29 protein-coding genes and 2 pseudogenes are annotated in these 24,458 nt (G+C 69.8%); 18 read left to right on the top strand and 13 right to left on the bottom strand.

The annotated features are described in order from the left end of the window. Positions 1–57: 57 nt before the first annotated feature. The 3 genes from IE260_RS22350 to IE260_RS22340 are packed head-to-tail and all read right to left on the bottom strand — an operon-like array spanning position 58 to position 2,888. Entirely contained in the window at positions 58–942 is an 885-nt protein-coding gene (locus IE260_RS22350; RefSeq protein ID WP_189874576.1) for an ABC transporter ATP-binding protein, read from the bottom strand. Next, the gene (locus IE260_RS22345; RefSeq protein WP_189874620.1) at positions 929–1,978 is read right to left on the bottom strand and encodes a taurine ABC transporter substrate-binding protein; all 1,050 of its coding nucleotides are present in this window, start codon (positions 1,976–1,978) and stop codon (positions 929–931) included. The genes IE260_RS22350 and IE260_RS22345 overlap by 14 nt, the downstream gene beginning before the upstream one ends. 55 nt (positions 1,979–2,033) lie before the next feature. Next, positions 2,034–2,888, bottom strand: coding sequence for an ABC transporter permease (locus IE260_RS22340; protein WP_189874574.1), 855 nt, complete (start codon positions 2,886–2,888; stop codon positions 2,034–2,036). A 944-nt stretch (positions 2,889–3,832) separates the two neighbouring features. Here IE260_RS22340 and IE260_RS22335 point away from each other — a divergent pair. The 4 genes from IE260_RS22335 to IE260_RS22320 all read left to right on the top strand — a co-directional run bounded on the left by IE260_RS22335 (position 3,833) and on the right by IE260_RS22320 (position 6,010). Continuing rightward, entirely contained in the window at positions 3,833–4,150 is a 318-nt protein-coding gene (locus tag IE260_RS22335; protein WP_189874572.1) for a DUF2795 domain-containing protein, read from the top strand. Positions 4,151–4,383: 233 nt separating this feature from the next. Beyond that, a complete protein-coding gene (locus IE260_RS22330) occupies positions 4,384–4,881 on the top strand; it encodes an SRPBCC family protein (protein ID WP_189874571.1) in 498 nt (165 codons plus the stop codon). Next, positions 4,878–5,213 (top strand): ArsR/SmtB family transcription factor, encoded by a 336-nt coding sequence (locus IE260_RS22325; protein WP_189874569.1) that lies wholly within the window; start codon positions 4,878–4,880, stop codon positions 5,211–5,213. Before IE260_RS22330 ends, IE260_RS22325 begins: the two co-directional genes overlap by 4 nt. Before the next feature lie 32 nt (positions 5,214–5,245). Further along, positions 5,246–6,010 (top strand): DUF899 family protein, encoded by a 765-nt coding sequence (locus tag IE260_RS22320; RefSeq protein WP_189874566.1) that lies wholly within the window; start codon positions 5,246–5,248, stop codon positions 6,008–6,010. A 97-nt stretch (positions 6,011–6,107) separates the two neighbouring features. On the opposite strand, the gene IE260_RS22315 is transcribed toward IE260_RS22320, so the two are convergent. Beyond that, a complete protein-coding gene (locus tag IE260_RS22315) occupies positions 6,108–6,953 on the bottom strand; it encodes an NAD(P)H-binding protein (RefSeq protein ID WP_189874564.1) in 846 nt (281 codons plus the stop codon). Between the two features lie 148 nt (positions 6,954–7,101). Between IE260_RS22315 and IE260_RS22310 the strand changes: the two genes are divergently transcribed. Together IE260_RS22310 and IE260_RS22305 are read left to right on the top strand one after the other, a co-directional pair. Next, positions 7,102–7,494: a winged helix-turn-helix transcriptional regulator gene (locus IE260_RS22310; protein WP_373303381.1), complete on the top strand. Its 393-nt coding sequence runs from the start codon at positions 7,102–7,104 to the stop codon at positions 7,492–7,494. Positions 7,495–7,626: 132 nt separating this feature from the next. Next, positions 7,627–8,223 carry a dihydrofolate reductase family protein gene (locus tag IE260_RS22305; protein WP_189874561.1) on the top strand — a complete coding sequence of 199 codons (597 nt, stop codon included), beginning with the start codon at positions 7,627–7,629 and terminating at the stop codon, positions 8,221–8,223. Positions 8,224–8,815: 592 nt separating this feature from the next. Here the strand turns inward: IE260_RS22305 and IE260_RS22300 are convergent. The 4 genes from IE260_RS22300 to IE260_RS22285 all read right to left on the bottom strand — a co-directional run bounded on the left by IE260_RS22300 (position 8,816) and on the right by IE260_RS22285 (position 12,176). Beyond that, on the bottom strand, positions 8,816–10,084 hold the full coding sequence (locus tag IE260_RS22300; protein ID WP_229881050.1) for an MFS transporter: 1,269 nt from the start codon (positions 10,082–10,084) through the stop codon (positions 8,816–8,818). 251 nt (positions 10,085–10,335) lie between these two features. Then, positions 10,336–10,722, bottom strand: a complete 387-nt coding sequence (locus IE260_RS22295; protein ID WP_189874559.1) for a nuclear transport factor 2 family protein — start codon at positions 10,720–10,722, stop codon at positions 10,336–10,338. 83 nt (positions 10,723–10,805) lie between these two features. Continuing rightward, the gene (locus tag IE260_RS22290) at positions 10,806–11,441 is read right to left on the bottom strand and encodes a CatB-related O-acetyltransferase (protein WP_189874556.1); all 636 of its coding nucleotides are present in this window, start codon (positions 11,439–11,441) and stop codon (positions 10,806–10,808) included. 150 nt (positions 11,442–11,591) lie between these two features. Beyond that, positions 11,592–12,176, bottom strand: coding sequence for a helix-turn-helix domain-containing protein (locus IE260_RS22285; RefSeq protein ID WP_189874554.1), 585 nt, complete (start codon positions 12,174–12,176; stop codon positions 11,592–11,594). Positions 12,177–12,298: 122 nt separating this feature from the next. Between IE260_RS22285 and IE260_RS22280 the strand changes: the two genes are divergently transcribed. The 6 genes and pseudogenes from IE260_RS22280 to IE260_RS22260 all read left to right on the top strand — a co-directional run bounded on the left by IE260_RS22280 (position 12,299) and on the right by IE260_RS22260 (position 15,582). Then, complete coding sequence (locus IE260_RS22280) at positions 12,299–13,135, top strand: EamA family transporter (RefSeq protein ID WP_189874618.1); 837 nt, start codon at positions 12,299–12,301, stop codon at positions 13,133–13,135. Between the two features lie 41 nt (positions 13,136–13,176). Beyond that, positions 13,177–13,824 carry an FMN-binding negative transcriptional regulator gene (locus IE260_RS22275; RefSeq protein WP_189874552.1) on the top strand — a complete coding sequence of 216 codons (648 nt, stop codon included), beginning with the start codon at positions 13,177–13,179 and terminating at the stop codon, positions 13,822–13,824. 47 nt (positions 13,825–13,871) lie between these two features. Further along, complete coding sequence (locus tag IE260_RS22270; RefSeq protein ID WP_189874550.1) at positions 13,872–14,579, top strand: B3/B4 domain-containing protein; 708 nt, start codon at positions 13,872–13,874, stop codon at positions 14,577–14,579. Positions 14,580–14,593: 14 nt separating this feature from the next. Further along, positions 14,594–14,702, top strand: a pseudogene (locus tag IE260_RS43375) (AraC family transcriptional regulator); the annotation flags it as partial. Positions 14,703–14,890: 188 nt separating this feature from the next. Beyond that, positions 14,891–15,193, top strand: coding sequence for an ArsR/SmtB family transcription factor (locus IE260_RS22265; RefSeq protein ID WP_189874548.1), 303 nt, complete (start codon positions 14,891–14,893; stop codon positions 15,191–15,193). Next, positions 15,190–15,582: a VOC family protein gene (locus tag IE260_RS22260; RefSeq protein ID WP_189874545.1), complete on the top strand. Its 393-nt coding sequence runs from the start codon at positions 15,190–15,192 to the stop codon at positions 15,580–15,582. The genes IE260_RS22265 and IE260_RS22260 overlap by 4 nt, the downstream gene beginning before the upstream one ends. Before the next feature lie 56 nt (positions 15,583–15,638). Here IE260_RS22260 and IE260_RS22255 read toward each other — a convergent pair whose 3' ends face one another. Beyond that, the gene (locus tag IE260_RS22255) at positions 15,639–16,538 is read right to left on the bottom strand and encodes a LysR family transcriptional regulator (protein WP_189874543.1); all 900 of its coding nucleotides are present in this window, start codon (positions 16,536–16,538) and stop codon (positions 15,639–15,641) included. 72 nt (positions 16,539–16,610) lie between these two features. On the opposite strand from IE260_RS22255, the gene IE260_RS22250 reads away from it, so the two are divergent. From IE260_RS22250 to IE260_RS22240, 3 genes are all read left to right on the top strand, one after another. Further along, positions 16,611–17,000, top strand: coding sequence for a RidA family protein (locus IE260_RS22250; protein WP_189874541.1), 390 nt, complete (start codon positions 16,611–16,613; stop codon positions 16,998–17,000). A gap of 117 nt (positions 17,001–17,117) precedes the next feature. Beyond that, the gene (locus IE260_RS22245) at positions 17,118–18,113 is read left to right on the top strand and encodes a zinc-binding alcohol dehydrogenase family protein (RefSeq protein WP_189874616.1); all 996 of its coding nucleotides are present in this window, start codon (positions 17,118–17,120) and stop codon (positions 18,111–18,113) included. A 120-nt stretch (positions 18,114–18,233) separates the two neighbouring features. Then, positions 18,234–18,665 carry an SRPBCC family protein gene (locus tag IE260_RS22240; RefSeq protein ID WP_189874539.1) on the top strand — a complete coding sequence of 144 codons (432 nt, stop codon included), beginning with the start codon at positions 18,234–18,236 and terminating at the stop codon, positions 18,663–18,665. A 5-nt stretch (positions 18,666–18,670) separates the two neighbouring features. On the opposite strand, the gene IE260_RS22235 is transcribed toward IE260_RS22240, so the two are convergent. Next, positions 18,671–20,020, bottom strand: a complete 1,350-nt coding sequence (locus IE260_RS22235; RefSeq protein ID WP_189874614.1) for an APC family permease — start codon at positions 20,018–20,020, stop codon at positions 18,671–18,673. A gap of 235 nt (positions 20,021–20,255) precedes the next feature. On the opposite strand from IE260_RS22235, the gene IE260_RS22230 reads away from it, so the two are divergent. After that, complete coding sequence (locus IE260_RS22230; protein ID WP_189874537.1) at positions 20,256–20,915, top strand: maleylpyruvate isomerase N-terminal domain-containing protein; 660 nt, start codon at positions 20,256–20,258, stop codon at positions 20,913–20,915. A 98-nt stretch (positions 20,916–21,013) separates the two neighbouring features. Here IE260_RS22230 and IE260_RS22225 read toward each other — a convergent pair whose 3' ends face one another. The 3 genes and pseudogenes from IE260_RS22225 to IE260_RS43085 all read right to left on the bottom strand — a co-directional run bounded on the left by IE260_RS22225 (position 21,014) and on the right by IE260_RS43085 (position 22,896). Further along, positions 21,014–21,637, bottom strand: coding sequence for a hypothetical protein (locus tag IE260_RS22225; protein ID WP_373303380.1), 624 nt, complete (start codon positions 21,635–21,637; stop codon positions 21,014–21,016). Positions 21,638–21,723: 86 nt separating this feature from the next. Next, complete coding sequence (locus IE260_RS41765; RefSeq protein WP_229881044.1) at positions 21,724–21,960, bottom strand: hypothetical protein; 237 nt, start codon at positions 21,958–21,960, stop codon at positions 21,724–21,726. A gap of 166 nt (positions 21,961–22,126) precedes the next feature. After that, positions 22,127–22,896: pseudogene (locus tag IE260_RS43085) on the bottom strand (methyltransferase domain-containing protein). A 76-nt stretch (positions 22,897–22,972) separates the two neighbouring features. Between IE260_RS43085 and IE260_RS22215 the strand changes: the two are divergent. Both IE260_RS22215 and IE260_RS22210 read left to right on the top strand, forming a co-directional pair. After that, positions 22,973–23,398, top strand: a complete 426-nt coding sequence (locus IE260_RS22215; RefSeq protein ID WP_229881041.1) for a MerR family transcriptional regulator — start codon at positions 22,973–22,975, stop codon at positions 23,396–23,398. Between the two features lie 217 nt (positions 23,399–23,615). Further along, positions 23,616–24,137 (top strand): hypothetical protein, encoded by a 522-nt coding sequence (locus IE260_RS22210; protein ID WP_189874533.1) that lies wholly within the window; start codon positions 23,616–23,618, stop codon positions 24,135–24,137. Positions 24,138–24,458 lie beyond the last annotated feature (321 nt).

Genomic DNA, 24,458 nt, shown 5'->3' with positions numbered 1-24,458 from the left:
GATCCGTGACGGAGAGCGCTACCAAGGTTCACCTCCCGTCACCGCTGCGGCTTGACATCACGATTGGGAAGTCCTTTCTTCGATTCCCTGCATGGATGCGTCGGTCGGCTCGCCGGGGCGGTGTCCGTGTGCCGCGGCGGCCTTCACCTCGTGGGAGACCCGCGCCCGCAGCTCGGCGAACTCGCGTGACTCGCGCAGTTCCTCGGCGTCGACGTCACCGCGCGGAAGGTCGATCGGCAGGTCCAGGGCCACGGTCCCCGGCCCCTTGGTCAGCACGACGATGCGGGAGCCGAGGAACACCGCCTCGTCGGCCGAGTGCGTCACGAACACCGTGGTACGCCCGGTCTGCGCGGCCACCCGGCGGACGTCCTCCTGGAGCCGTTCCCGGGTGAGAGCGTCCAGCGCGGCGAACGGCTCGTCGAGCAGGAGGAGCGGGTTCTCGGCGGCCAGTGCCCGGGCGATCGCGACGCGCTGCTGCTGACCGCCGGAGATCTCCCAGGTCCGCCGCTTCTCCGTGCCTTCCAGACCGACCCGGGCCAGCAACCGGGCCCGTCGCTCGGGACGGTGGGCGCGGTCGACGCCCGCGTACCGCAGGGCGAGGTCGATGTTTCCCCCGACCGTCCGCCACGGGAACAGCCGCGGCGTCTGGAACACCACGCCGGCCGCCGTACCGGGTCGCGGTTCGGCGCCGGACACCCGCACGGCGCCGTGAGTCGGCCGCTCGAATCCGGCGATCAGGCGGAGCAGCGTGCTCTTGCCGCATCCCGAGGGCCCGACCAGGACGAGGAACTCGCCGACGGGGACGGTCAGGTCGACGGGTCCCACGGCGGTGACGTTCGCGCTGCCCCGGCCGTACCGGTGGACGACGTGGTCGAGCCGGACGGTGCCGTCGTGTTTCGTGGTCGTGCTCGCGGGGGCCGTCGTCGTCTCACTTGAGGACATCGGGCAGCCCCTTGAGGTAGAAGGCCTTGCGGACGGCGTCCGCGGACGGCGTGGCGTCGATCTGCTTCTGGTCGGTCAGGAACTCCGCCGTGTCGGTGACATAGGACAGCAGCTTGCCCGGGCTGCCGTCGGTGCCCAGCCAGTCGGCGGAGGTCACCTGCTCCGGGGTGAGGAACACGCCCTGCGCCAGCTGGGCCTCGGCGTCCGCCGTGCTGATGCCGAGCTCGGCCGAGACCGCCTTCACCGATCCCTCGGGGTCGGACTTGAGCAGCCGCAGTGCCTCGGCCTCGGCCTTCCGCCAGGCGTCGATCGCCTTCGGGTCCCTGGCGATCAGGTCGTCCGACACGACGGCCAGGTCCAGGGTCGGCTTGCCCGCGCTGCCGATCACCTTGCTGCTGGTGAGCTGGACACCGGTCTTGCGCAGTTCGTCCAGGGTCGGCAGCCAGACGTAGGCGGCGTCGATGTCGCCGCGCTGCCAGGCGGCGAGGATCGCCTGGGGCTGCAGATCGATGAGTTCGACGTCCGAGGTCTTCAGGCCGGCCGTCTCAAGCGCCGCGAGCAGACTGTAGTGCGAGGTGGAGGCGAAGGGTGTGGCGACGGTCCTGCCCTTGAGGCCGGCGACGTCGGAGACGCCGGTGTCCTTGCGGGCGACGAGCGCCTCGTTCTCACCGGCCACGTCGAGGATCCACGCGACCTTGTACGGGATCGGCGAGGCTCCGGACACGCCCCGGGCGAAGGGACTCGACCCGAGGGCGGCTATGTCGAGGGACTTGCCGATGAAAGCCTGGTTGACGCTCGCCCCTGAGTCGAACTTGATCCATGTGATCTGGTAGCCGGGCAGTGCCTTCTCCAGCAACTTCCTGTTCTTCACGATGAGGTCGCCGCTGGGGAAGGCGAAGTAGCCGATGCGCAGTCTCTTGGCACTGCCGGACGACTCCTCACCGTCCGACGAGCAGCCGGTGACGGCCGCGGAGGCGAGGGCGAGGGCGCCGGTGAGCAGCAGTCGACGGGAGGGGCCTTGGGGGACACGGGACATCACGGGGCCGTTTCTGTGCAAGGGACAGGAAAGTGGGGGTGAGGAGGAAGACCGGTCACACGCGGCCGCGCCAGGGAACGACGGTGCGTTCCAGCCGCAGCAGCAGACCGTCGATGACCAGACCGGAGACGCCGATGGCGATGATGCCGACGAGCACGACCGGGGTGTTGTTGTAGTTGGCGGCGTCCTTGACCATGCCGCCGATGCCGGGCAGCCCGTTGACCAACTCGGCGGCGACGAGCGAGGAATAGGCCACGCCGACGGCCAGTCGGACGCCGGTGAGCGTCTCCGGCAGGGCGGACGGGACGAGAACGTCCTTGACGACGTCCCACCGCGAGGCGCCGAGGGCGCGGGCCGCCTCGACCAGGCCCCGCGGCACGGCGGCCACGGCCGTGGTGGTGGACACCGCCACCGGCGGGAAGGCGGCCACGGCCAGCAGGGTGACCTTCGGCTCCTCGTTGATGCCCAACCAGATGACGAGGAGCGAGAAGTACGCCAGCGGCGGCAGCGTCCGCAGGAACGTGATCCAGGGCTCGAAGAGCGAGCGCATCCAGCCGACGGTGCCCATGAGCAGCCCGAACACCACTCCGGTGGCGATGCCGAGACCCGCCCCGAACGCGATGCGTCGCAGGCTGATGCCAAGGTGCTCGACGAGGTAGGTGCCGTTGTAGCCCCGCACACCGTCGTGCGTGGTGGACACCTCGACGAAGGCGTCCCACACGTCGGCAGGCGGCGGGACCAGCGTGCTGCTCCACGTACCGCTAGCAGCCAGCAACTGCCACAGGACGAGGAACAGCAGGAACGAGCCGAACGGCAGAGCGACACGGCGCGCCCAGGCCGGGGCGCCGAGACGACGCGGCACCGGCTTCTTGCCGGTACCTGCTTCTTGCAGAGGTGTTGCCGAGGACATGGGGCGGCCTCCAAGGGACGTCGGAGCACGCAGCTGTGCAGGCCGACGTGGGTGGACAGCCCTGAGCCGGAGCAGGTCAGGGTGAAGAGAACAGCCCCGTCACGAAGTGCGGGGTCCGTGCGTCACCGGCTCGGGCGAGGCCACCGGCCGGCGGGAGGCGTCAGGGACGCGGGTTCAGCGACAACACGAAGCCGCGCGTCGGCACAGGTCGATGACCAGGCGTCGCACCAAAGGCTCGTGACTCATGGGGCTATTTCTACAGCAGCCGCAGCGCCGCACCAACAGACGTTCCGCATTGTGGGACTTGGGCGTGGCGGGCGGGCACCGCCTGGTCCACGCGTCCGCCCGCCGGCGCCGTGATCTGCTTCTCGCCGCCCTCGGCACCGGCAGCTCCGACTGCAGCGCCCCCTCGCTGCCTCCTGCTCTTACCTGTGGCCCCCTCGTCGCCGCGGGCCGGCGCAGATCAGGTTCCCCACCCAGCAGCCACCGCAGATCGGGCAGGGAGGGGCACCCTCGGGGTCATAGAGCGACGGCACCCCGTGGCCGTCGAGACCGAAGTACTCCCATTCGTCCCGTTCTCGTCGTGGTAGAACCGCACGTCGCAGTCGACGCTCCACCTGTTGGCCGCAGGTGAACTCCAAGCGCTCGACAGCCAATTCGGTGATCATCGACTTTCCTCCCTTTACTGCTGTCCTTCCGTCGGTCGGCATTGCTGTCGTTATCCTGACGCTTTACTTTGGATATTCTATACACGAAAAGAAATAAATTGAGACTTGAGTCTGACCCGTCGCGGCGTGCATAACTATTTACTGCGCGTTACCAGTGCAAGGCGGCATCTCCATGAGAAACACATCGCTCGAGCCGAGATCCCCGGTTTTCGTGTGCTCGAGGCCGACAGGGGTACACGTGCCGCGGACTCCAATGCGAGCAAGGAGTGTTTTCCGATGGCGCACGCGACCGTGGACGACGTACTGAGCGCCCTGAAGAATGTGGACTTCCCCGCCGACAAGCCGCACTTGCTTGAGGCAGCCCGTTCCGCCGATGCATCCGGCGAAGTGATGTCCGCTCTTCGCGGCATCCCCGCGGAGACCTACCGCAATCGTGACGACATCGTCCATTCCATTCGGACCGATCCCGACTCGGACCTGGGCCACAGCCCGGCGCAACGCGGCGAGCAGGCCCGCCAGGGCGGCAAGCCCGGCCTGTCCCAGCATCTGCGCGAGGTGCCCAAGCCACCGGTGGAGGAAGAGCTGGACCGCTGAAACAAGACTCCGGAAATCACTCCGATCACGACGGTCGGCTACGGCCCGGGACGGCACTGGTCTGATCGACATCGAGAGCGGTGATCAATCTCGGCCGTCGGCCTGATGAGACCGACCGGGACCGGAGCACAGGGTCATGACTCTGCGGGCCCGACAAGTGCAACCCATGGGTTGCGCTCCCCCTCGCAACGTGCAACCCTTCAGTTGCAGAGCTGTTCGCGAGGGAGGATCTCATGGACGACGCCACAGACCCCGAGGCGGAGCTGGCCGAGCTGGACCGGATCGCACGGCAGATCGACATCGACGCCCCGGCCGAGCGGGTATGGCAACTGGTCGTACGGCCCGGTTGGTACATCAATGACGGTGAGGTCGAGGCCGAGCAGGACCTGCGTTACGAAGGCGACGTGGCCGTGGTGCGCCATCCGTCGCTGGGCGAGTTCCGGTTCCGGACGGTGGAGCTGGACGAGCCGCGCTACGCGGCGTTCCGCTGGATCGGAACCCCGTTCCGGGACGAGGCGACGCCTTCGACACTGGTCGAGTTCTGGATCGACGAGCGCGACGGTGGCGGGGTGACCCTGCGGGTGGTGGAGAGCGGGTTCTCCGGCCTCGCCGACGACCCGGCAGCCTGGCTGAAGGAGCGCGAGGGCAACGACAAGGGATGGCTCAGCGAGCTGGCGGCCGCGAAGGCGTTCGTGGAGAAGAGCGCGCCGGCCCCGACGAGGCACTCGTGACCGCCCCCGCTCTCCCCGTCGTGTGTGCCGCGCTCGGCGACGCGACACGCTGGGAGATCCTCACCAGGCTCGGTGAAGACCCCATGTCGGCGTCCGCGCTGGCCAAAGTGCTGCCGGTGAGCCGGCAGGCGATCGGCAAGCACCTGGAGGTGCTGCGCGAGGTCGGGCTGGTCGAGTCCGAGCAGCGTGGACGCGAGGTCGTCCACGTCGCCGTCGGCGCCCGGCTCGGCGCGCTGGCCCGCGAACTCGACCGGATAGGCCGCTCCTGGGAGACACGCCTGCTGCGGATCAAGGAACTGGCGGAGCGCCCCCAACCGGACGCGGCCGACTGACGGACGGCGCTTCACGACGATTGGACGAGATCGTGACTCAGCACGACACCAGGACGACGGGCCGGGCGCCGGCTCTGCCACCGGTGGCCGACCGGGCCACCTTCCAGGCCGAGCTGGACCGGCTGCGGACCCGGGAGAAGGCGCACACCCGGGAAGGCGACGCGATCGCCGCCGCCCGGAGGCGCCTGCCCATGGTCGAGGTGGCCGCCGGCCTCGAGCTGACCGGGCCGGACGGGCCGGTCACCCTGCTCGAGGCCTTCGAGGGGCGACGGCAGCTCGTCGCCTACTACCTCATGTGGCACGACGGCCACGACGCGGCCGGGCAGTGCGAGGGCTGCACGTGGGTCACCAGCCAGGTCCAGGAGCTGTCGTACCTGCACTCGCGTGACATCACCTACGCGGTCTTCTGCCAGGGCCCGTACGAGGAGAGCCGTCGCTACCGCGACTTCATGGGCTGGGAGGTTCCGTGGTACTCGGCGGTCCCCTCGCAAGGCGAGCTCCTGACCGGTCGACGCGTCGGCTCGATGCACCTCGTGTGTTACGTGAGGGACGGGGACCGCGTCTTCGAGACGTACTGGACGACCCTGCGCGGTGTGGAGGCGATGGACTACAGCTACGCGCTCATGGACCTCACGGTGTACGGACGACAGGAGCTGTGGGAGGACTCGCCTTCCGGCTGGCCCACCGTCCAGGGCACCCCTGCCGAGCACATCCGGCTGCGGAGCAACGGACGCCCCATCCCCCAGTGGTCGCGCCTCGCGGCCGGCCGCTCGGACGCTCTCACGCCGCGCCACTGACGCTCCGACCGTGCGGGGCCCGGCGGTCGGCGGTCACTGGCCCAGCGCCGCCGCCGCGCCCGGTACCGGCCCGGCCGGCGAGGCCCGGGAGGTCGCGTCAGCGGAACAGGGCGGCGTGGCGGCGAGCCCAGTCGGTGAAGGTGCGGGGTGTGCCGCCCAGGATGTGCTCGACGTCGGGACTGATGCGGCACTCCGCGGGGGTGGGCTCGCCGAGGATGTCGAGTGTGGTGTCGACCACCGGCTCGGGCATGAACTGCACCATTTCGGACCGGGCTTCGTCGCGGGTCTGCTCGACGAAGCGCACCGGCTCCCCTATCGCCTCGCCGATCGCCCCGGCTCGTTGCCGGGGACTGGTGAGGGCGGGTCCGGTCAGCTCGTAGATCCGGCCGCTGTGGTCGTCCTTGCGCAGCGTGACCGCGGCGACTTCGGCGATGTCGGCCGGGTCGACGGTGGGCAGGCCGGTGTCGCCGAACGGCGCGGTGACCGTCCGCCGGGTGCGGACGGATTCGGCCCAGGCGAGGGCGTTGGAGTGGAAGCCGCCGGGACGCAGGATCGTCCAGCCCATGCCCGACCGCCGGACGGCGTCCTCGATGGCGCGTGCCGTGCTCCCGTGGGAGGCCGACCGGGGCCGGGTGGCGACCCCTTGGGAGGAAAGCAGGACGACCCGTTCGATGCCTGCGGCATGGGCGACGTCGAGGATCTGCGTAGGGTTCAGCAGGTGCGCGCTGGTGCCGCCGTTCTGCAGGAAGAGAGCATCGGCGCCGGCGAACACCGGTCGAAGGCTTTCGGCGTCGACCAGGTCGGCCCGGCTGTGCCGGACACCCTCCGACACGTCCGCGGCGGAGATTCCCCGGGACGTCGCGGTCACCTGCTCACCGGCCGTCGTCAAGGCCTGTACGAGTGTTCGGCCGACGTTGCCGGTGGCCCCCGTCACTACGATCATGAGCAACTCCCCCTGTTCTGCAGCATGGTTGCGGATGCCCGAGTGGGCGTGAACGCTCCGGAGCGCTGTTCTCCGGGCGACGAGGGGACGCTAACACCGTCGGTATAGTAGGTACCTACAGGAAAGTGGCTATCCCGGAGGAGTGCACGTGGCCGGCGACACGACCTGGACGGCATCCGCCGCGAGCGACCCCGAACTCGCCTGCCCGATCAGCCCGGTCGTCGACCTCGTGTTCAGCCGGTGGACCACCCCCATCCTGTGGACCCTCCACACGCACGGCCGCCAGCGCTTCGTCGAACTGCAACGGCACATCAACAGGATCACGCCGAAGGTCCTGACCCAGCGGCTCAGGCAACTGGAACGCGACGGCCTGGTCGTCCGCACGTACCACCCGGAAGTCCCGCCGCGAGTCGAGTACGAGATCAGCGAACTCGGCCGCAGCCTGGCTCCCCTCTTCGCGCACCTCGGGGAATGGGCCGCCACCAACCTGGAGAAGGTCGAGCAGGCCCGCAACACCTACGATTCCACGCCGACTCGGTAGTACGGCGTCGGCGCAGACGCCACTCGCGCAGCAGACGCTGTGCCATGATCACTCAGCGGCCTCGTGCCCGGGCACGCCATCCGGTGCGGCCCCGAGCCGCACCGCGACAGCGGACCGACGAAAGGGACCGGCGTGCGCAGACTCGTCTACTACATCGCCACGACTCTCGACGGCTTCATCGCGGGCCCGGACGGCGCGGACCCCACGGGTCCGAACGGCTTCTGGCCCATACAGGAGGACTACATACAGCACCTCGTCACCGAGTACCCGGAGACACTGCCCGTCCAGGCCCGGCAGGCGCTGTCCGTCACGGCGGAGGGCACCCACTTCGACACTGTGCTCGAGGGCAGGCGGAGCTACGAGATCGGCCTCGCGGCCGGAATCACCGACGCCTACCCCCACCTGCGTCACCTGGTGTTCTCCCGGTCCCTGACCGAGAGCCCGGACCCGGCCGTCGAACTGGTCGCCGAGGACCCGGTCACGATCGTGCGGGAGCTCAAACAGCAGGAGGGCAAGGACATCTGGCTGCTCGGCGGCGCCGAACTGGCGGGCTCCCTGTACGCCGAGATCGACACGCTGATCCTCAAAGTCGGCCCTTTGACCATTGGCAACGGGATCCCACTGTTCTCCCGCCAGGCCGCCTTCGACCCGAGCGTCTGGACACTCACCGACCACACCGTCATCAAGAGCGGTGCCGTGTTCCTGACCTACACCCGCGTCACCGGCTGACGCCCCCGGCAGGCGCGTCCCTGCAGGTCCACCCGCGGACGCGCCCACTTCTCGCATGCCGTGCCGGAACGCAGTAGTTCACTGATGGTGTACTCAACTGCCAGTTCCGGCAATGGCATCGGCGCGATCTCAGCCATGCGCTGATCATCACGGCCGGGCCCATTCCAAGGTCGGGCAACCAACCCCGTCGACTCAGCGGCAGTTCCTCCCGCACCAGCAGTCCATGCTCGTCAGCGGCGGCGTGCAGCGGTGGCCCGTACCGTCGATCGAGGTGATCACTCAATGGTGAGTTCGTCCGCCGGCGCACTCGGTGGACGCGATGCTCGGAAGGACGGCGCGTGACCGGCGCCGTCCGGATGTGCTGTGGGTGGGGAGAGAGCGTGACACGGGAAGCGAAACAGCTCGGGGGCCTGGACAACCAGGCGATATCGCTGGCGGCCGGGCTGGCCGATCTGGCGGTGAGCGCGCCCGGATCTGCCGTGGGAACGGTGCGGGGGCTGCTGCGCCGCTCGGACCGGCCGGCGGTGGCAGGCCGGCGGACCAAGTGGGCGGACGTGCCGCTGTGCGGTCCGGGGCTCGGCCTTCCGCCGCGCTATGCCCGATCCCGGGTAGCCGCCTGCGGCTCGGGCGCGTGGGTGGCTTCGTCGTCGACCGCCGTGGCTTGTCCGGTCTCCGCCGAGGCTCCCGTTCCGGACGCAGTGATCACCTGCGAGTGACGGCTCCCCCGGTCCATGAGGCCGCCCGTGAAGGCCAGACCGAGGCCGGCCACAGCCAGAGTGGCGCCGACCAGGGTGGGCGAGGCCCAGCCCCAGCCTGCTGAAATGGCCAGGCCACCGAGCCAGGCGCCGCCCGCGTTGGCCAGATTGAAGGCGGAGTGGTTGGAGGCCGCCGCCATCGTCGGGGCGTCCTTCGCCTTGGCCATGAGCAGCATCTGGACGGGCGTGGTGATGAAGGAACCCATCGCACCGATGAAGGTGACCGTCAGCAGAGCGGGCACGGTGCTGTGGACGGTGAAGTGGAACGTCACCAGCGCCGCGGCGAGCAGAGCAAGCCCCCCGTACAGCGTCGGGCGCAGGGCGCGGTCCGTGAGCGGGCCGGCGATCAGCGTGCCGAGCGTCATGCCGACGCCGTAGAGCGCGAGTACCAGAGTGGTCGAGGAGTCGGAGATGCCCGTCAGATTCGTCAGCATGGGCACCAGGTAGCTGTAGACGGCGAAGAAGCCGCCGAACCCCACAACGGCTGTGCCCAGGCCGATCGCAACCTGCCTGTTGCCCATCGCCCGCAGCTCGTGCCGGATTCCGGCCTGTTGGCCGCGGGGCTGGTGGGGGACGAAGAAGGCCAGCGAGGCGAGGGCGATGAGGCCGATGATGGCGACCGCGACGTAGGCGGACCGCCAGCCCAGCTGCTGACCGAGGGCCGTGCCGGCCGGGACGCCGACGATGTTCGCGACGGTGAGTCCGAGGAACATTTTTGAGACGGCGCGCGCAGCCCGTTCGGGGGTGACGAGGCGGGAGGCCACGACGGCGCCGACGCCGAACAGCGCTCCGTGCGGGAGACCCGCCAGGAAACGCGCGGCGAAGAGCAGGCCGAAGTCGGGAGCAAGCGCGGACGCGATGTTGCCGACCACGAACAACCCGGACAGAAGCAGCAGCAGCCGCTTGTGGGGGACGCGCGCACCGATGCCCGTGAGGACGGGGGCGCCGACGACGACACCGAGGGCGTAGGCCGAGACGAGATTGCCCGCGTGCGGCACGGACACGCCGATCCCGTCGGCGATCTGGGGCAGCAGCCCCATGGTGGCGAACTCGGTCGTGCCGATGCCGAACGCGACGACAGCCAGGGCCAGGAGAGCCAGTGGCATGGTGCAGAAGAACCTTTCGAAGACAGCGGTCCGGGAACAAGGGAGAGGAGGAACCGAGGTCGGTTCCGGATCCCGTGGCCAGTCGCGCTGAGCACCATTGCCCGGCGCACGCCCAGAACAGGGCAAGCCCCTGAGCAGTGCAGCAGTGCCGGCGCGCCACGCATTCCAAGATCGAGGCGCGCACCGTCGTGACCTGCATCACGCCGTACTGGGCCGACCGGTGAGCGGTCGGCCCGCTGCCCTTGCCCTCGTCAGGCGGCGGGCCCCTTCAGTGAGGGAACGTCTCCGGCGAAAACGATCATCTGGTCGATGCGGCCACGGTCGATGTGGACCACATCGGTGCCCGACAGGGTGGTTCGGTCGTCCGGTGTGCTGTAAAGCCACTGGTACCGTGCCCACTCGCCCGGCACGTCGACCTCTGAGCGGCGTGCCATCCTGCCCTCGCCGGCTGTGTGCCGACGCAGATCGAGGACGAATCGCCCCACCGCCTCCACACCCTCGCTCCGGCCCAGTGGACCCCAGAAGACGACCTCCGGTGTCAGGGCGCGAGACAGGCGTTCGATGACGCTCACTTCCTCCGGAGCGTTGAAGGCGGACAGGAACATGTCGACCGCTGCCTGGGCTTCGTCTGTGTTCATCCTGCCACTTGTACCAGGCGCGCCCACCCCGCATACCCGCGATCGCCCAAGCCGTCCTCGTCCTCCGCCGGCGCCCCGCCGAACTAGGGGGCGGCGGCCTCCAGTTCGGCAATACTGCCGGACATGATCGTCCGTACGTGGTCGGTGATGTGCTCCACGGGCCAGTCCCACCACGCCACCGCCAGCAGGCGGGCGACATCGCGGTCGTCGTAGCGGGTGCGGATCAGGCGGGCCGGATTGCCGCCGACGATGCCGTAGTCGGGCACGTCCGTGGTGACCACGGAGCCGGTGGCGATGATCGCGCCATGGCCGATGCGCACTCCCGGCATGACCGTTGCGCCGTGGCCGAACCAGACGTCGTTGCCGACGACGGTGTCCCCTCGGCTCGGCAGGCCGGTGAGCAGGTCGAAGTGTTCGGCCCACGAGCCGCCCATGGTGGGGAAGGGGAAGGTCGAGGGGCCGTCCATGCGGTGGTTGGCGCCGTTCATGATGAAGCGCACTCCCGTGCCGAGCGCGCAGAACTTGCCGATGACCAGCTTCTCCGGGCCGTAGTGGTACAGCACGTTGCGCGTCTCGAACGCGGTCGGGTCGTCCGGGTCGTCGTAGTAGGAGAACTCCCCCACCTCGATGAGCGAGGACTTCACCAATGGCCGGAGCAGCACCACCCGCGGCTGCCCAGGCATCGGATGGAGGACCGTCGGGTCGGCAGGCACAGGCATGGTGAGCGCTTCCTGGGCGGTTGGGTGTCGGTGACCGTCCATGATCGCGGCACCGAGCCGTCCAGGGCCACCGATTTACCCTGGTCGTCCTGTCCCCCGGCTCACGCGGAGCGCAGCAGGCCGCCGCGGTATCCGAGAGCGCTGCGCCGCTCAGCTCGTCGGGGCGGGGCCCGGCGGAATATGGACGGTCATGATCAGGTGGCAGCTTTCGGTTCCGGCGCCGCGGTAGGTGTGGGAGGCGTCGCCGTCGAAGGTGGCGGTCTGGCCGGCCTCGACGGGGTGCTCGGCGCCGTCGACCACCAGGATCATCCGGCCGGAGGTCACGGAGACGGTTTCCACGACTCCGGCTTGGTGGGGGTGGCTGGGGTACTCCTCGCCCGGTTCGAGTCTCCAGCGCCAGACCTCGACCGGGGCGGGGCCCGAGGTCGTCAGCATGAGCCGGGCCTCACTGCCTGCCGCTCCGGTCCACAGCGGCGTCACTGCGTCGGCGGTCACGACGCGGACACGCCCCTCGGCCGGACCTTCCATCAGGGCGGACACCGAGACGCCGAGGGTGTCGGCCAGCCGGACGAGGGTGGCGAAGTTCGGGTTGCCCTGCGCCTTTTCCAGCCCGACCAGGGCGCCCTTGCTGACCTTGGCACGCCGTCCGAGTTCGTCCAGGGACAGTCCTGCGCGGTTGCGGGCCGTCCTGACGTTGTGCGCGAGCGTCCGCAGAGCCTCCTCTGCCTCGGCCATCCGATCGCCTTCCTCGCGAGTGGACCACTTTGATGCACCGGCCGGTCGATCGGTTGAACACGTCGGTCGGTCCACTGTACTGTCTAGTCGTTCCACTGACATAGTAAGGGATGTACGCAACCGTGATCGCTCTGCTGCTGGCCCTGGGCAGCTCCCTCGCCTATGGGTGCGCCGACTTCTTCGGGGGCCTCGGCGCCCGCAAGGCGCACGTGCTGCGCACCGTGATGATCGCGGCCCCGGCGTCGCTCGCGGTCGAGCTGCTGCTGTGGCCGTTCCTCGGCGCCTCGTTCAGCACCGGCGCTCTCGCCTGGGGCGCGGCGTCCGGGGTCGCGTCGGCCGCCGCGTTCGCCCTGCTCTACCGGACGCTGGCGATCGGCCCGATGAACGTGCTCTCACCCCTCACCGCGCTGGTGTCCGCCATGCTCCCCGTCGGCGTGGGTCTGCTCCAGGGCGAGCACCTGGGCGTGGCCGGACTGATCGGGCTGCCGCTCGCCCTGGTCGCGGTCGTACTGGTCAGCGCCGGGCATGGTGCCGGATCGGTCCGGCCGTCCCGCACCGCACTCCTCCTGGCCTTCGGCGCGGGCGCCGCGATCGCCCTCCAGCTGGTCTTCCTCCACGAAGCGCCGTCCGACAGCGGGGTGGCCCCGCTGATCGTGGGCCGGGCCGTTTCCTCGGCCGTCACCCTGGCCGCGGCCGGACTGATGTACCGCAAGCTGGGTTCCGAGCGGCCCGCGTACGCGATGTCGGCAGCCGCCGGTGTGCTGGACTCCGTCGCGAACCTGCTGTTCCTGCTCGCCGCCCGCAGCGGAGACCTCGCCGTCGTCGCCGTGATCACCGCCCTCTACCCGGCCGGCACCGTCCTGCTCGCCCGCAGTGTGCTCGCCGAACGCATCCACCGCGGCCAGCTCGTCGGCCTGGGCACCGCCGCCGTCGCCGTCGGCCTCCTCGCCCTGACCTGACCCGCCCGCCCACCGCGCCATCGCCTCGCAAGGAGACCAGCATGTTCATCCAGCCCTGGGACGCCGGCCTGGACGAAGCGGAATGGCAGACCTGGATCGCCGAAGGCCACGACTTCGGCCTCCTGAGCGTCAACGGCCTGCCCGGCCAGGCGCCTGTCGCCGTCCCCACCCACTTCACCACCGAGCCCGGCAACCTCCTGGTTCACCTCGCCCGCCCCAACCCGGTCTGGAAGGCGATCGAGCAGGACCCGAACATCCTGTTCACCGTCTTCGGCGACTACGCCTTCGTTCCCGGTCCCTGGCGCGCCAAGCCGGGCACCGCGCCCACCGACGGCGTCCCCACCAGCTACTACACCGCCGTGCAGTTCACCTGCCGCGCGCACATCGTCGACGACCCCGAGGCCAAGGCCGAGCTGCTGCGCCGCCAGCTCGCCCACTTCCAGCCCGCCGGCGACCACGCCTGCGTCGCCGTCGGCCAGCCCCCGTACGGACGGATGCTGCCCGGCATCCGCGGCCTGCGCCTGGAGGTCACCGACGTGCGGGCCAAGTTCAAGTACGACGACCACAAGTCCGTCGAGCATCGCACCGCCGTCGCCGATCACCTCACCGAACGCGGCCAGGGCCTCGACCTGCCCGCCGCGCGGCAGCAGCGCCGCCGCCTGGACCGTATCGGTCCCTGGAAACCGTGAGTCCCACCGAGCCCACGCACGCACGCAGAAACGGAAACCGTCCCACCATGCCCCTCTTCCGCCTCGCCCCCGCCGTCGCGAACGCCTTTCCCGACACCCTCATCGCCCTGGTCACCGCCACCGGACTGCATGGCCACGAGCCCTGGCCCGCCACCACGGCTGCCGTCACGGACCTCGAGCAGCAGCTCTCCGACGGCACCTGGCAGCCGGCCGACGAGAACGACCCCCGTATCGCGGCCTGGCACGCCGCCTACCGCTCCTTCGGCACCAACCCCCGCCGCATCCGCCCCAGCGTCGACGCTCTCGGCCGCCGCCTCGCCAAAAAGGGCACTCTGCCGCGCATCAACCCGGCCGTCGACTCCTACAACGCCGTCTCGGTCCGCCACGGCCTGCCCGCCGGCGCCTTCGACCTCGACGAAGTCGCCGGCGACGTCGACATCCGTCACGCCGACGGCACCGAGGCGTTCACCCCGCTCGGCGAACCCGACACTGTCGAGCACCCGAAGCCCGGCGAGATCATCTACGCCGACACCATCGGCGTCCTGACCCGCCACTGGAACCACCGCGACGCCCACCGCACCCGCGTCACCGAGGACTCCACCCACGTCGCCTTCGCCCTCGAGACCCTCCACGCCGACCGCGACGGCGACCTGCTCAAGGTCGCAGCGGACGAACTGCAGGGCCTGCTCGTCCCGCACACCGAACAGACCGCCGTCCACTACCTCAGCCCGGCGCAGCCTCAGGCCACGGTCTGAGACTCCTCCCGGGGGCGCGGGCGGCGCTCGCCCGGCCGGTCCACCGCGCTGGTCGGCGAACCGCCGACGGCCTACCTCACGGGCTCGCGGATCGCGCTGGCCGCGGACCTGCTACGGAACACACGCTGCTTGCGAGAGCGCCGAAGCGGCGGCGGTCGCGTGTCGGCCCGTCCCGGCAGGCCATGGCGGGGCTGCCGACCGGTACAGGCCGCGCCCCCATTCAGACCCCAAGGCTGGTTGAGGTCAGGCCCTGCGAGGACACGCCGCGCCCCGACTTGATAGGCAAGTGTGTGCTTGCCTATGCTCTGGTCGTGGCCGACGACCTTTTCAAAGCCTTGGCCGACCCCACCCGCCGCACCATCCTCGACGAGCTCACGGAGAGGTCCGGGCAGACACTGTTCGAGATCTGCTCGCGACTGAGCATGAAGCATCAGCTCGGCATCTCGCGCCAGGCGGTCTCCCAGCACCTCGCCGTCCTGGAGGCCGCCGGGCTCGTCGAGACCAGGCGGGAGGGCCGCTACAAGTTCCACGACCTCAACACGGCCCCGCTGCGGCAGATCACCGAGCGATGGCTCGTGCCCGACACGTCCGGACCGAAGGAGAACACCCCATGAAGATCCATCTCACCAGCGTCTTCGTCGACGACCAGGCCAAGGCCCTGCACTTCTACACGGAGATCCTCGGCTTCGTGAAGAAGCACGACGTCCCGGTGGGCGAGAAGGACCGGTGGCTCACCGTCGTCTCGCCCGACGAGCCCCAGGGCACCGAACTCCTGCTGGAGCCCGTCGGCCACCCCGTCGCCAAGACCTACCGCGACACGCTCGTCAAGGACGGCATCCCGCTCGCCCAGTTCGCCGTCGACGACGTGAAGGCGGAGTACGAGCGCCTGAGCGGCCTCGGCGTCCGCTTCACCCAGCAACCCCTGGAGATGGGCCCGGTCACCACCGCCGTCTTCGACGACACCTGCGGCAACCTGATCCAGATCGCGACACAGGCGCAGTAGTCTGTCCGGTTCCGCAGCGGGGCTCGGCTCCACGGCGGGCGGACGATGGGCCTGTCTCAGTCGCCTTCCTGAATGACGGTCGCCAGCAGGTGCGTGACCAGGGGGTTCGGGTCGTTCTTGCGCCAGGCGACGGCGACGCGCGTTCGCGCCGTACTGGGGTCGATCCCGCGGAAGGCGACGCCCTTGAGACGGATGCGTCGGATGCTCGCCGGGGCCAGGGAGACGCCCAGACCGGTTTCCACGAGCGCGCACACCGTCTGCCACTCCACCGCGTGCTGGGCCACCTGCGGGATGAAGCCTGCCGCGGTGCACAGGCCGGTGATCTGGTCGTGCAACCGAGGGCCCACCGAACGGGGCAGCAGCACGAACGGCGAGTCCGCAAGCTGCGCAACGTGCACCGTACGTCGGGTGGCCAGAGTGTGGCCGGCCGGCAGTACGGCCACGAAGGGCTCGCTGAGTACCGTTCTGAACTCCAGCTCCGTCTCGGTGGCGGGGGGTTCGCGCAGCAGGCCGATGTCGATGGTCTTGTCGTGCAGGGCAGCCAACTGCGGCGCGGTGGTCATCTCACGGATGTCCAGGCCCACGCCGGGGAACCGCTGCCGGAACGTGCGCAGCAGACCGGGCAGCACGGTCAGGGCGAGCGAAGCGGCGAAACCGATCCGCAGGCGGCCGGATCGGCCGCTGCCGATGGCCCGGGCTGCGGCCAGACCGTCCGCGAGGTCGGTGAGGACCCGCCGCGCGGCGGGAAGCAGTTCACGCCCGGCCGGAGTGAGTGTGACGCGTCCTGGTTCGCGGCTGAACAGCGCGTGGCCGACCTTGTCCTCCAGGCGGCGGATCTGCTGGCTCAGCGGCGGCTGGGCGATGCCCAGGCGGGCGGCCGCGTGGCCGAAGTGGAGTTCCTCGGCGAGCACGACGAAGGCGTGCAGCTGCGGGAGAGGGAGTTCGGGGCGCTCCATACCTCAAGAGATATCAGCTCATGCTTGTGGATGTATTAGACGTATGGGTGCCGCCCACTTAGCGTTCCGTACATGACAGAGCGACGTGCGATCCTCAGCGGCTCGGCCTTCGAGGAGCAGATCGGCTATGCCCGTGCCGTGGTGGACGGCGACTGGGTGCATGTGTCCGGGACGACCGGGTTCGACTATGCCACCATGGCGATCTCCGACGACGTGGTGGAGCAGGCGGAGCAGTGCCTGCGCAACATCGAGGCCGCACTGGCCGAGGCGAAGTGCACCTTGGCCGACGTGGTGCGGGTGCGCTACCTGCTGCCCGAACGCGAGGACTTCGAGCCCTGCTGGCCGGTCCTTCGCCGCTGCTTCGGCGACGTCCGGCCGGCCGCCACGATGCTCGTGTGCGGACTCGCCGACCCCCGGATGAAGATCGAGATGGAGGTGTACGCGCGGCGGGCCACCACGTAGCTGCCCGATCCGCTCCGGGGGAACGGGGGTGCGCGAGCGAGCCTCTCGACCAGGTGGGCACGGAAGCGGTCTGATGGAAGCTGGGAGGTGCCTTCCATGAACGCGACGCTCCCGTCGATGAGGGCCTGGGTCGCCTCTGCCTCCCGCCCAGGGGCGATCGAGTCCGCCGTGTTGCCGGTGCCGGCGCCCGCGGACGACGAACTGCTGGTGCGGGTGCTCGCGTGCGGGGTGTGCCGGACCGACCTCCACGTGCGCGACGGCGACCTGCCCGCCCACCGCGACCGGGTCGTGCCCGGGCACGAGGTGGTCGGTGAGGTCGTCGCGGCCGGCCCGGGGGCCACTGGACCCGGGGTCGGCGCCAGGGTCGGCATCCCGTGGCTGCGCTGGACGTGCGGCACATGCCGGTACTGCGCGCGAGGGGAGGAGAACCTGTGCCCTTCCTCGCTCTACACCGGCTGGGACGCCGATGGGGGCTACGCCGAGTACGCGACCGTCCCCGCCGAGTACGCGTACCGACTGCCGCAGGGCTATGCCGAGGAGGAGCTGGCCCCCCTGCTGTGCGCAGGGATCATCGGCTACCGCGCGCTGCGTCTCGCCGACCTTCCCCCGAACGGGCGTCTGGGGATCTACGGTTTCGGGGCGTCCGCCCACCTCACCGCGCAGGTCGCCCTCGCACGAGGCGCCGCCGTCCACGTGTTCACCCGGTCGCCGGCCGCCCGTGAGCTGGCACTGCGCCTCGGCGCCGCCTCGGCCACCGACCCGTACGCCCCTCCCCCGGAACCGCTCGACGCCGCGATCCTCTTCGCCCCGGCCGGCGACCTCGTCCCCGTCGCCCTGCTGGCCCTGGACAGCGGCGGCACACTCAGCATCGCCGGCATCCACCTGACCGACATCCCCTCGCTGGACTACCAGCGGCATCTCTTCCGCGAGCGGACCCTCCGCAGCGTCACGGCCAGCACCCGCGAAGACGGGCGGGCACTGCTCGCCACGGCAGCCGAGCGGCGGCTGCGGGTCATGGTCGCCGGTTACGGCTTCGATCACGCGGACCGCGCTCTCGACGATCTCTCGACGGGCCGTGTCAACGGGGTCGCGGTGCTCCGCGTAGGCCTCTGACCTCGGTGCCCGCCAGATCACATGGTGGCCGGACCCGTCTCATCGTCCGGTCGACGGGCCGGTGTCGGCGCACACTGGAACAGAGGACATACCAGCATGAGACGGACGTGGAGGTGGGTCATGAGCACCCTCGAAGAACACGTTGACGTCGGAGTTCCGATCGACAAGGTCTGGGACCTCCTCCACCAGGTGGAGAGCTACCCACGCTTCGTGGAGGGCGTACGAGGTGCCCGTTCGGAGGCGGGAGGCCGGGCCCACCTCGACGTCGAGGCCGGCGGCCGGTCCCGGGAGTTCGCGGCCGAGGTCTCCGACCGCAAGGGGGAACGCATGATGGAGTGGCGTACCACCGACCCTCTCGACCTCGCGGGTTCCTTCTCGTTGCAGCCGATCGACGAGAACCGCACCCGGGTCCAGGCGCGGCTCGAGTACGAGCCCGGCACCATCAGGGACGCCTTCGGCGGACCGAGGGGCTTCGCCCAGGCGAACGCGATAGAACGGCTCGTCCACAGCGATCTCGAGCACTTCAAGGAATACGTGGAACAGAAGCGGTGAACGGCTCACGCCTCTCCGCGTACCTTCATCACCGCCTTGTTCAGCGCCCAGAGCCCGATGCCGATGGCCAGCAGCACGCCGGCCCTGATGTAGACGTCGGCGGGCCGGTCGGACAGCGGGCTGGCGAGGATCAGTGAGGTGATCGCGCCGAGCACCGGCAGCGCGGTCGGCGTGCGGAAGTGCTGGTGCTCGACGCGGTCGCGGCGCAGGACGAGCACGGCGATGTTGACGACGGCGAAGACGCACAGGAGCAGGAAGGCCGTGGTGTCGCCGAGGCCCGCGATCTCCCCTGTGGACACCAGGCCGATGGCGAGGAGCGAGACGAAGACGATGCCGACGACAGGGGTGCGGCGCCTGGGGAGGACACGGCCCATGGCTCGGGGCAGGATGCGTTCGTTGGCCATGCCGTAGCAGAGGCGGGACGCCATCATGATGTTGATCAGGGCCGAGTTGGTGACGGCGAAGAGGGCGATCAGGGCGAACAGCCTGGGCGGGAAATCGATCCCGCCGGCCTTGACGACTTCCAGCAGCGGACCGCTGGAGTCCTCCAGCACGCGGTAGTCGACCAGCAGGGAGGAGACCAGGGCGACCAGGACGTAGATGGTCCCGGTGACGATGACGCCGGTGAAGATGGCGCGTGGGAAGGTTCGCACCGGGTCCTTGGTCTCCTCGGCCATGTTCACGGAGTCCTCGAAGCCGACGAAGGCGAAGAAGCCGAGGGCTGTCGCCCCCAGCACGCTGGTGATCAGCGCGTAGCCGGTGCCCTCCGCCTGGAACTCGCCGAGGCGGCCCGGTTCGCCGTCACCGGTCAGGACCGCCCAGCCGCCGATCGTGAGGATGATGAGCAGGCCGGTGAGCTCCACGAGGGTGAGGACCACGTTGGTCTTGACGGACTCCGACACGCCTCGCAGGTTCAGCGCCGCGAGCGCGAGGATGAAGAGGATCGCGATGAGGGTGGGCGGGAAGAAGTCCGTGAACTCGGCGAGGTAGTCGCCGCTGAAGGCGCGGGCCGCCGCGCTCGCCGACGAGAGGCCCGAGCACATCACCATGAAGGCGATGATGAAGGTGAGGAACGGGACCTTGAACGCCTTCTGGGTGTAGAGCGCGGCTCCGGCCGCCTGCGGGTACTTGCCGACCAGCTCGACGTACGAGGCGGCGGTCAGGAGGGCCACGACGAACCCGATGACGAACGGCAGCCACAACGCCCCGCCGACCTTGCCGGCGACCTGACCGGTGGTGGCGTAGATGCCGGTACCGAGGATGTCGCCGATCACGAACAGGACCAGCAGTCGCGGACCGATGGCGCGCCGCAGCGGGCTGTCGTCGCCTGCCCCCGGCGAAGCGGTGGCATCCATTCCGGTCGTGGACACGAAGACCCCCCTGAGGCGTTCCGCAGTGAACAAGGTGTTGCCTGCCCGCGAAGCCGGTGAGTGATGCCTTGGGTACTGCAATCGGAGGCAGACGGCAGGCCGCTTCCGAGCCGTCGCTCCGGTCAGCCGGCGCGTGCGACGGCGATCGCGCCATGGAGGGGCGAACACGAAGACGAGCCGGCGGACCGGTCCCGTTCGGGCCGTTGTTACCATCCTCCGCATGCACGGAGCACCCACCGCAGTCGACGGAGAGGACGTGCGTCGGGTCGTCACGCTGGCCGTCGACGCTCTACGGCAAGCGGACCCCGACGAGTTGGAGGCCAAGGCCGGAACGCTGGAGTGGACGTGCCGGGAGACGCTCGAGCACCTGGCCGACGACCTGTTCACCTACGCCGCGAGGTTCGGGCTCGCGAAGCCTCCGGTGTCCGCGGTGCTGCCGTTCCGCACGAGCAGCGACCGGAGCGGTGGGCCCGCTAACGTCATCTTCGTCGAGCCGTCCTCGGGCCTCGAGGGTCTGCTGACCGTCCTGGAGGCGTGTGGCGGCCTGCTCGCGTCCGTCCTGCGCACAGCCCCCTCGGACACGGTCGCCTACCACGTCTTCGGGCCCTCGGATCCTGAGGGCTTCGCCGCGATGGCCGTGGTGGAGACCCTCGTGCACACCCATGACATCACCCAGGGGCTCGACCTGAAGTGGTCACCGCCGAAGGAGTTGTGCGCACGGGTCCTGGCGAAGCTCTTTCCCCACGTCGTCGTCACCTCCGACGCCTGGGAGACCCTTCTGTGGGCGACTGGACGCACCGCCCTCCCCGGCCGCCCGCGCCTCACCGAGTGGCGTTGGTACGGCACGCAGGGCGAGGTGGAATCAGGGCGGGCCGGGTGAGCCGGCGACGAGCGCGGAGGGCGACCCGGATGCCGGCCGAGAGATGCCCGCCGGCCTGAACGGACGGGGGTCCTTCCACCGGCCGTCGCTCGTCGGTGTCAGTCGGCCACGCCGCCGGCGAAAGGCATCGTCTGCCATTGGTCGACAGCGGGCTTCAAGTAGTCGAAAAGCTGGGGCAGTTGCGGCACGAGTGTGAGAGAGGCGACGACCCGCAGCATCCCCACGGCGTTCACGAAGCGCATGACGCGCTCGTTCAACGGCCTCATGCCATTGCGTTGCGCACCGTCGTTGTAGGCGGATTCGAGGGCGGGCCCGAGCGCGGCCAGGTCCCACTCGACGGGCCCCAAGGTGACCAGCTCGAAGTCGGCATAGAGGTCCCCCTCCACCCCGGAGAAGATGTTCGCGGGCGGAGAATCGCCGTGGATGGGCTGGAGATCGGTCCCCGGGAACCTGGCTTCGAACGCCGTGCGCGAGCACACGAGAGGTTCGAGGACCTGCCACTCGCGGCGTGCCCGGTCCAGATCGGCCGGGCGGACGAGGTCGGGGCGCTGCTCGAGCCGAGTCAGGCTCTCAGCGATGAACTGTGGTTCGGCTGCGGACAGGAAGGACAGCCGGCCCGGGTACGCGCGCATCGCTGCGTGCAGGTCGGCGGTGATGTCCGCGTTCACGGCGTAGTCGGGCTCCTTGTCCCGGTCCTCCTCGACGAACTGCCAGAAGGTCATCGAGAACCCGTCGCGCCGAACTGGTGTCCGTGGCACGAGGGCGCTCGGAGGGATCACGGGGGTTCCCCGGTCTGCGAGCCACCGTGTCACGTCCAGTTCCGCCTGCTGACGGCGGCCAGGGAGTCGAGCCCTGTCTCGGGCGGCAGGACGGTGGGGATCCGGACCACGACCGGTGAGGGAGCAAGGTGGACCACGACGGAGAACAGGTCGTGCAGCACCTTGGCATCCGTCACGGTGAGTCCGAGATCGCGCCCTGCCCCCACGGCCGCGTCGACCGCGAAGGAGGTGCGGCGGGCGATGTCTTGCGGTGTCGGATCGGTCACGCCTCGATCATCCCATGATCACAGCGGGCGCATTCGGCGGCGGTCCGCACGATGGGGGGTGCATGGCAGGCGTGACGCCGTCGGTGCCGAGGCAGGTGATCGTGCCGTCCCGGCGACGACCGGCTCGATCGAAGTCACGTCGGCCATTCGCACCTTGCGTGCCGCCTCACCGTGGTGCCGTCGCCGCGGCCATGAACATCGGCAGCGCCAGGAAGAGCCGGTCGGCCGCACCCCGTGCCCGCTGCTCAGCGATCCAGCTGTCCGCCTGCTCGCGTGTGACGGCGCCGGTGGAGCAGGCTCCTTCGGCCAGTCCGGCGAGCAAGGCCGACATCGCCGGGCCGGTGAACACACCGGTGTGCACCTCGACTGCCACGTCGTCGAAGCCGGCATCCAGGAGCAGGCTGCGGTACCGGCGGGCGGTGCGCGGGCCGGCGGTCAGGTCTGCGCGGGCGTGCACGATGGTGCGGGTGAGGGTCGGATCGTCGGAGTCGATGACGATGGTGTCCCAGTCCTGGCCGACCAGCGTTATCCGCCCGCCGGGAGCGAGGACCCTGCGGGCTTCTGTCAACGCCCGCTCCGGTTCGGCCAGTTCGTGGACACCTTGTCGGCTCGGTAGCCGTCCACCGAGGCGTCCGCCAGTGGCAGGTCGTACGCCCCCGCGATCCGGAAGTCCGCCCCGGGCCATCGGCCGCGGGCGACCGCGATCATCCGCTCGCTCGGGTCCACGCCGACCGCCTTCACCCCTCGCTCGGTCAGTTCCGCCACGGCTCGTCCGGCGCCACAGCCGACGTCCACCGCCGACGCTCCGGGCCCTGCGCCGAGCAAGTCGTAGGACCGCGAGCGCAGTTCGTCGGCGCCCGGAAGTCGGTCGGCCGCGTCGAGCCGCGCGATGAGGTCGTCCATCGGCCGGCGAGTCTGTTCCGTTTCCCTGTTCATGGGCGCCAGGCTGCGACTTAATGTCGGCATGAAGTCAAGCGAGCACAGGGCACCCGTTGGCGGCGAGCACGCTTCCATGAGCATCGGTGCCCTCGCCGAACGCTTCGGTCTGGCCACGCACGTCTTGCGCCACTGGGAGGCGATGGGGCTGCTCACGCCCGCCCGCGACGCCGCCGGCCGCCGCCGCTACGGGACCGCCGACCTCACACGTGTCGCCGTCGTCCTGCGCGCCAAGGAAGCAGGGCTTTCCCTCGGCACCATCCGCTCTCTGGTCGCTGCCGCCGATCCCGCCACGCGCAGGGACATCCTGCTCGAAGAGGCCGAGGTGCTTCGCTCCCGCATCGCGGCCGCCCAGGCGTCTCTCGGACTGATCGAATGCGCCCTTGGCTGCGACCACGAGGACCCTTCCCAAAGTGCCCACTTCCAGCAGATGGTGGCAGCACGCATCGGCCCGGACGCTGCGGTCCATCTGCCCGTCCGGCCCCGGGCGCTCGACGCGTGACAGCGATGCGGTGCCCGCCCGCGGCCGGCGGGCGAGTGCGGTGTGCCGGTCACGGCCACTCTTCGGGCGGTTGATGCCGCACTCGACCGCGCGGCGCTCGCGGCAGTCGACCGGGGCGGACTTCGGTGGCCGCCGGGAGCAGGGACGTACGACGCGCTGAGCGGGGTAACCGGATGGTGACAACTACATCGCGTCGATCTCCGAGGAGACAGATACCGTGCGCGCCTTGAAAGGCCGACTCGATCGCAGTCTCACCGCTCAGGCCGTGGTCATCTTCCCGTTGGGTGTGGGTATCGCCGCCCTGTTCCGCCGTGACGAGCATCCGGTCTGGTGGGTGATACAGGGAGCGTTCTACTCCGCGATCGCCATCACGTTCGTGGCGATGCAGCGTCGCAGGGCGGCGCGGGCAGCCGGCACCGGCCCGCGCACGGTGGCCGAGTTGCAGCGCAAGATCCGGCACCGGGAAGTACCGGAGCAACCTGAGGAACGGGCGACCATGCGGCGACTGGTCGCCGAGCAACTGGGACGGATGGAGCGTGGAGGCCGGTGGCTGCCGTACTGGCTGGGCCTCATGGGGCTGATCGCCGTCGGCATGCTCGCTCTCGGGGCGGTGAACGGCTCTTTGGTCTTTCCTCTGCTCTTCGCAGTCGGCGTCATCGGGTTCTGCTCCTGGGCACTCTGGATGCGCCGCCGCACCCTTGACCGTTATCGCCACATGCGTTCAGCCCTGCACAGCTGAACGCTGACGTCGTAGTCCCGTCACCCGCCCGAAGAATGAACCGCGCGGCCATGGGTGGCCGCGTGCTCACTCCTCGGTGGGGCAGCCAGGTGCCGTGGAGGCCGACATGCCGTCCCCGGACCGGTGAGATGCGCTGTCGTGTGGGGTCGAAGGCCGTGGTGCGGGTGGTCATCAACCCTTGCCGAGCCGGATGGATTGCCCGCGAAACAGTCGCGTGCCCGAAGCGGCAGGCCGCCAACCAAGTGCGCCGACGGGCTCCGGGACCCGGCACTGGACACCGTGTGTCCTTCCGCGCACACCCTGTGTCACGGCCATCGGCGC

Source organism: Streptomyces viridiviolaceus (assembly GCF_014650995.1).
GTDB classification, from domain to species: domain Bacteria; phylum Actinomycetota; class Actinomycetes; order Streptomycetales; family Streptomycetaceae; genus Streptomyces; species Streptomyces viridiviolaceus.
The sequence above is the reverse complement of the archived record's forward strand: the minus strand, read 5'-3'. Positions and strand labels throughout refer to the sequence as shown.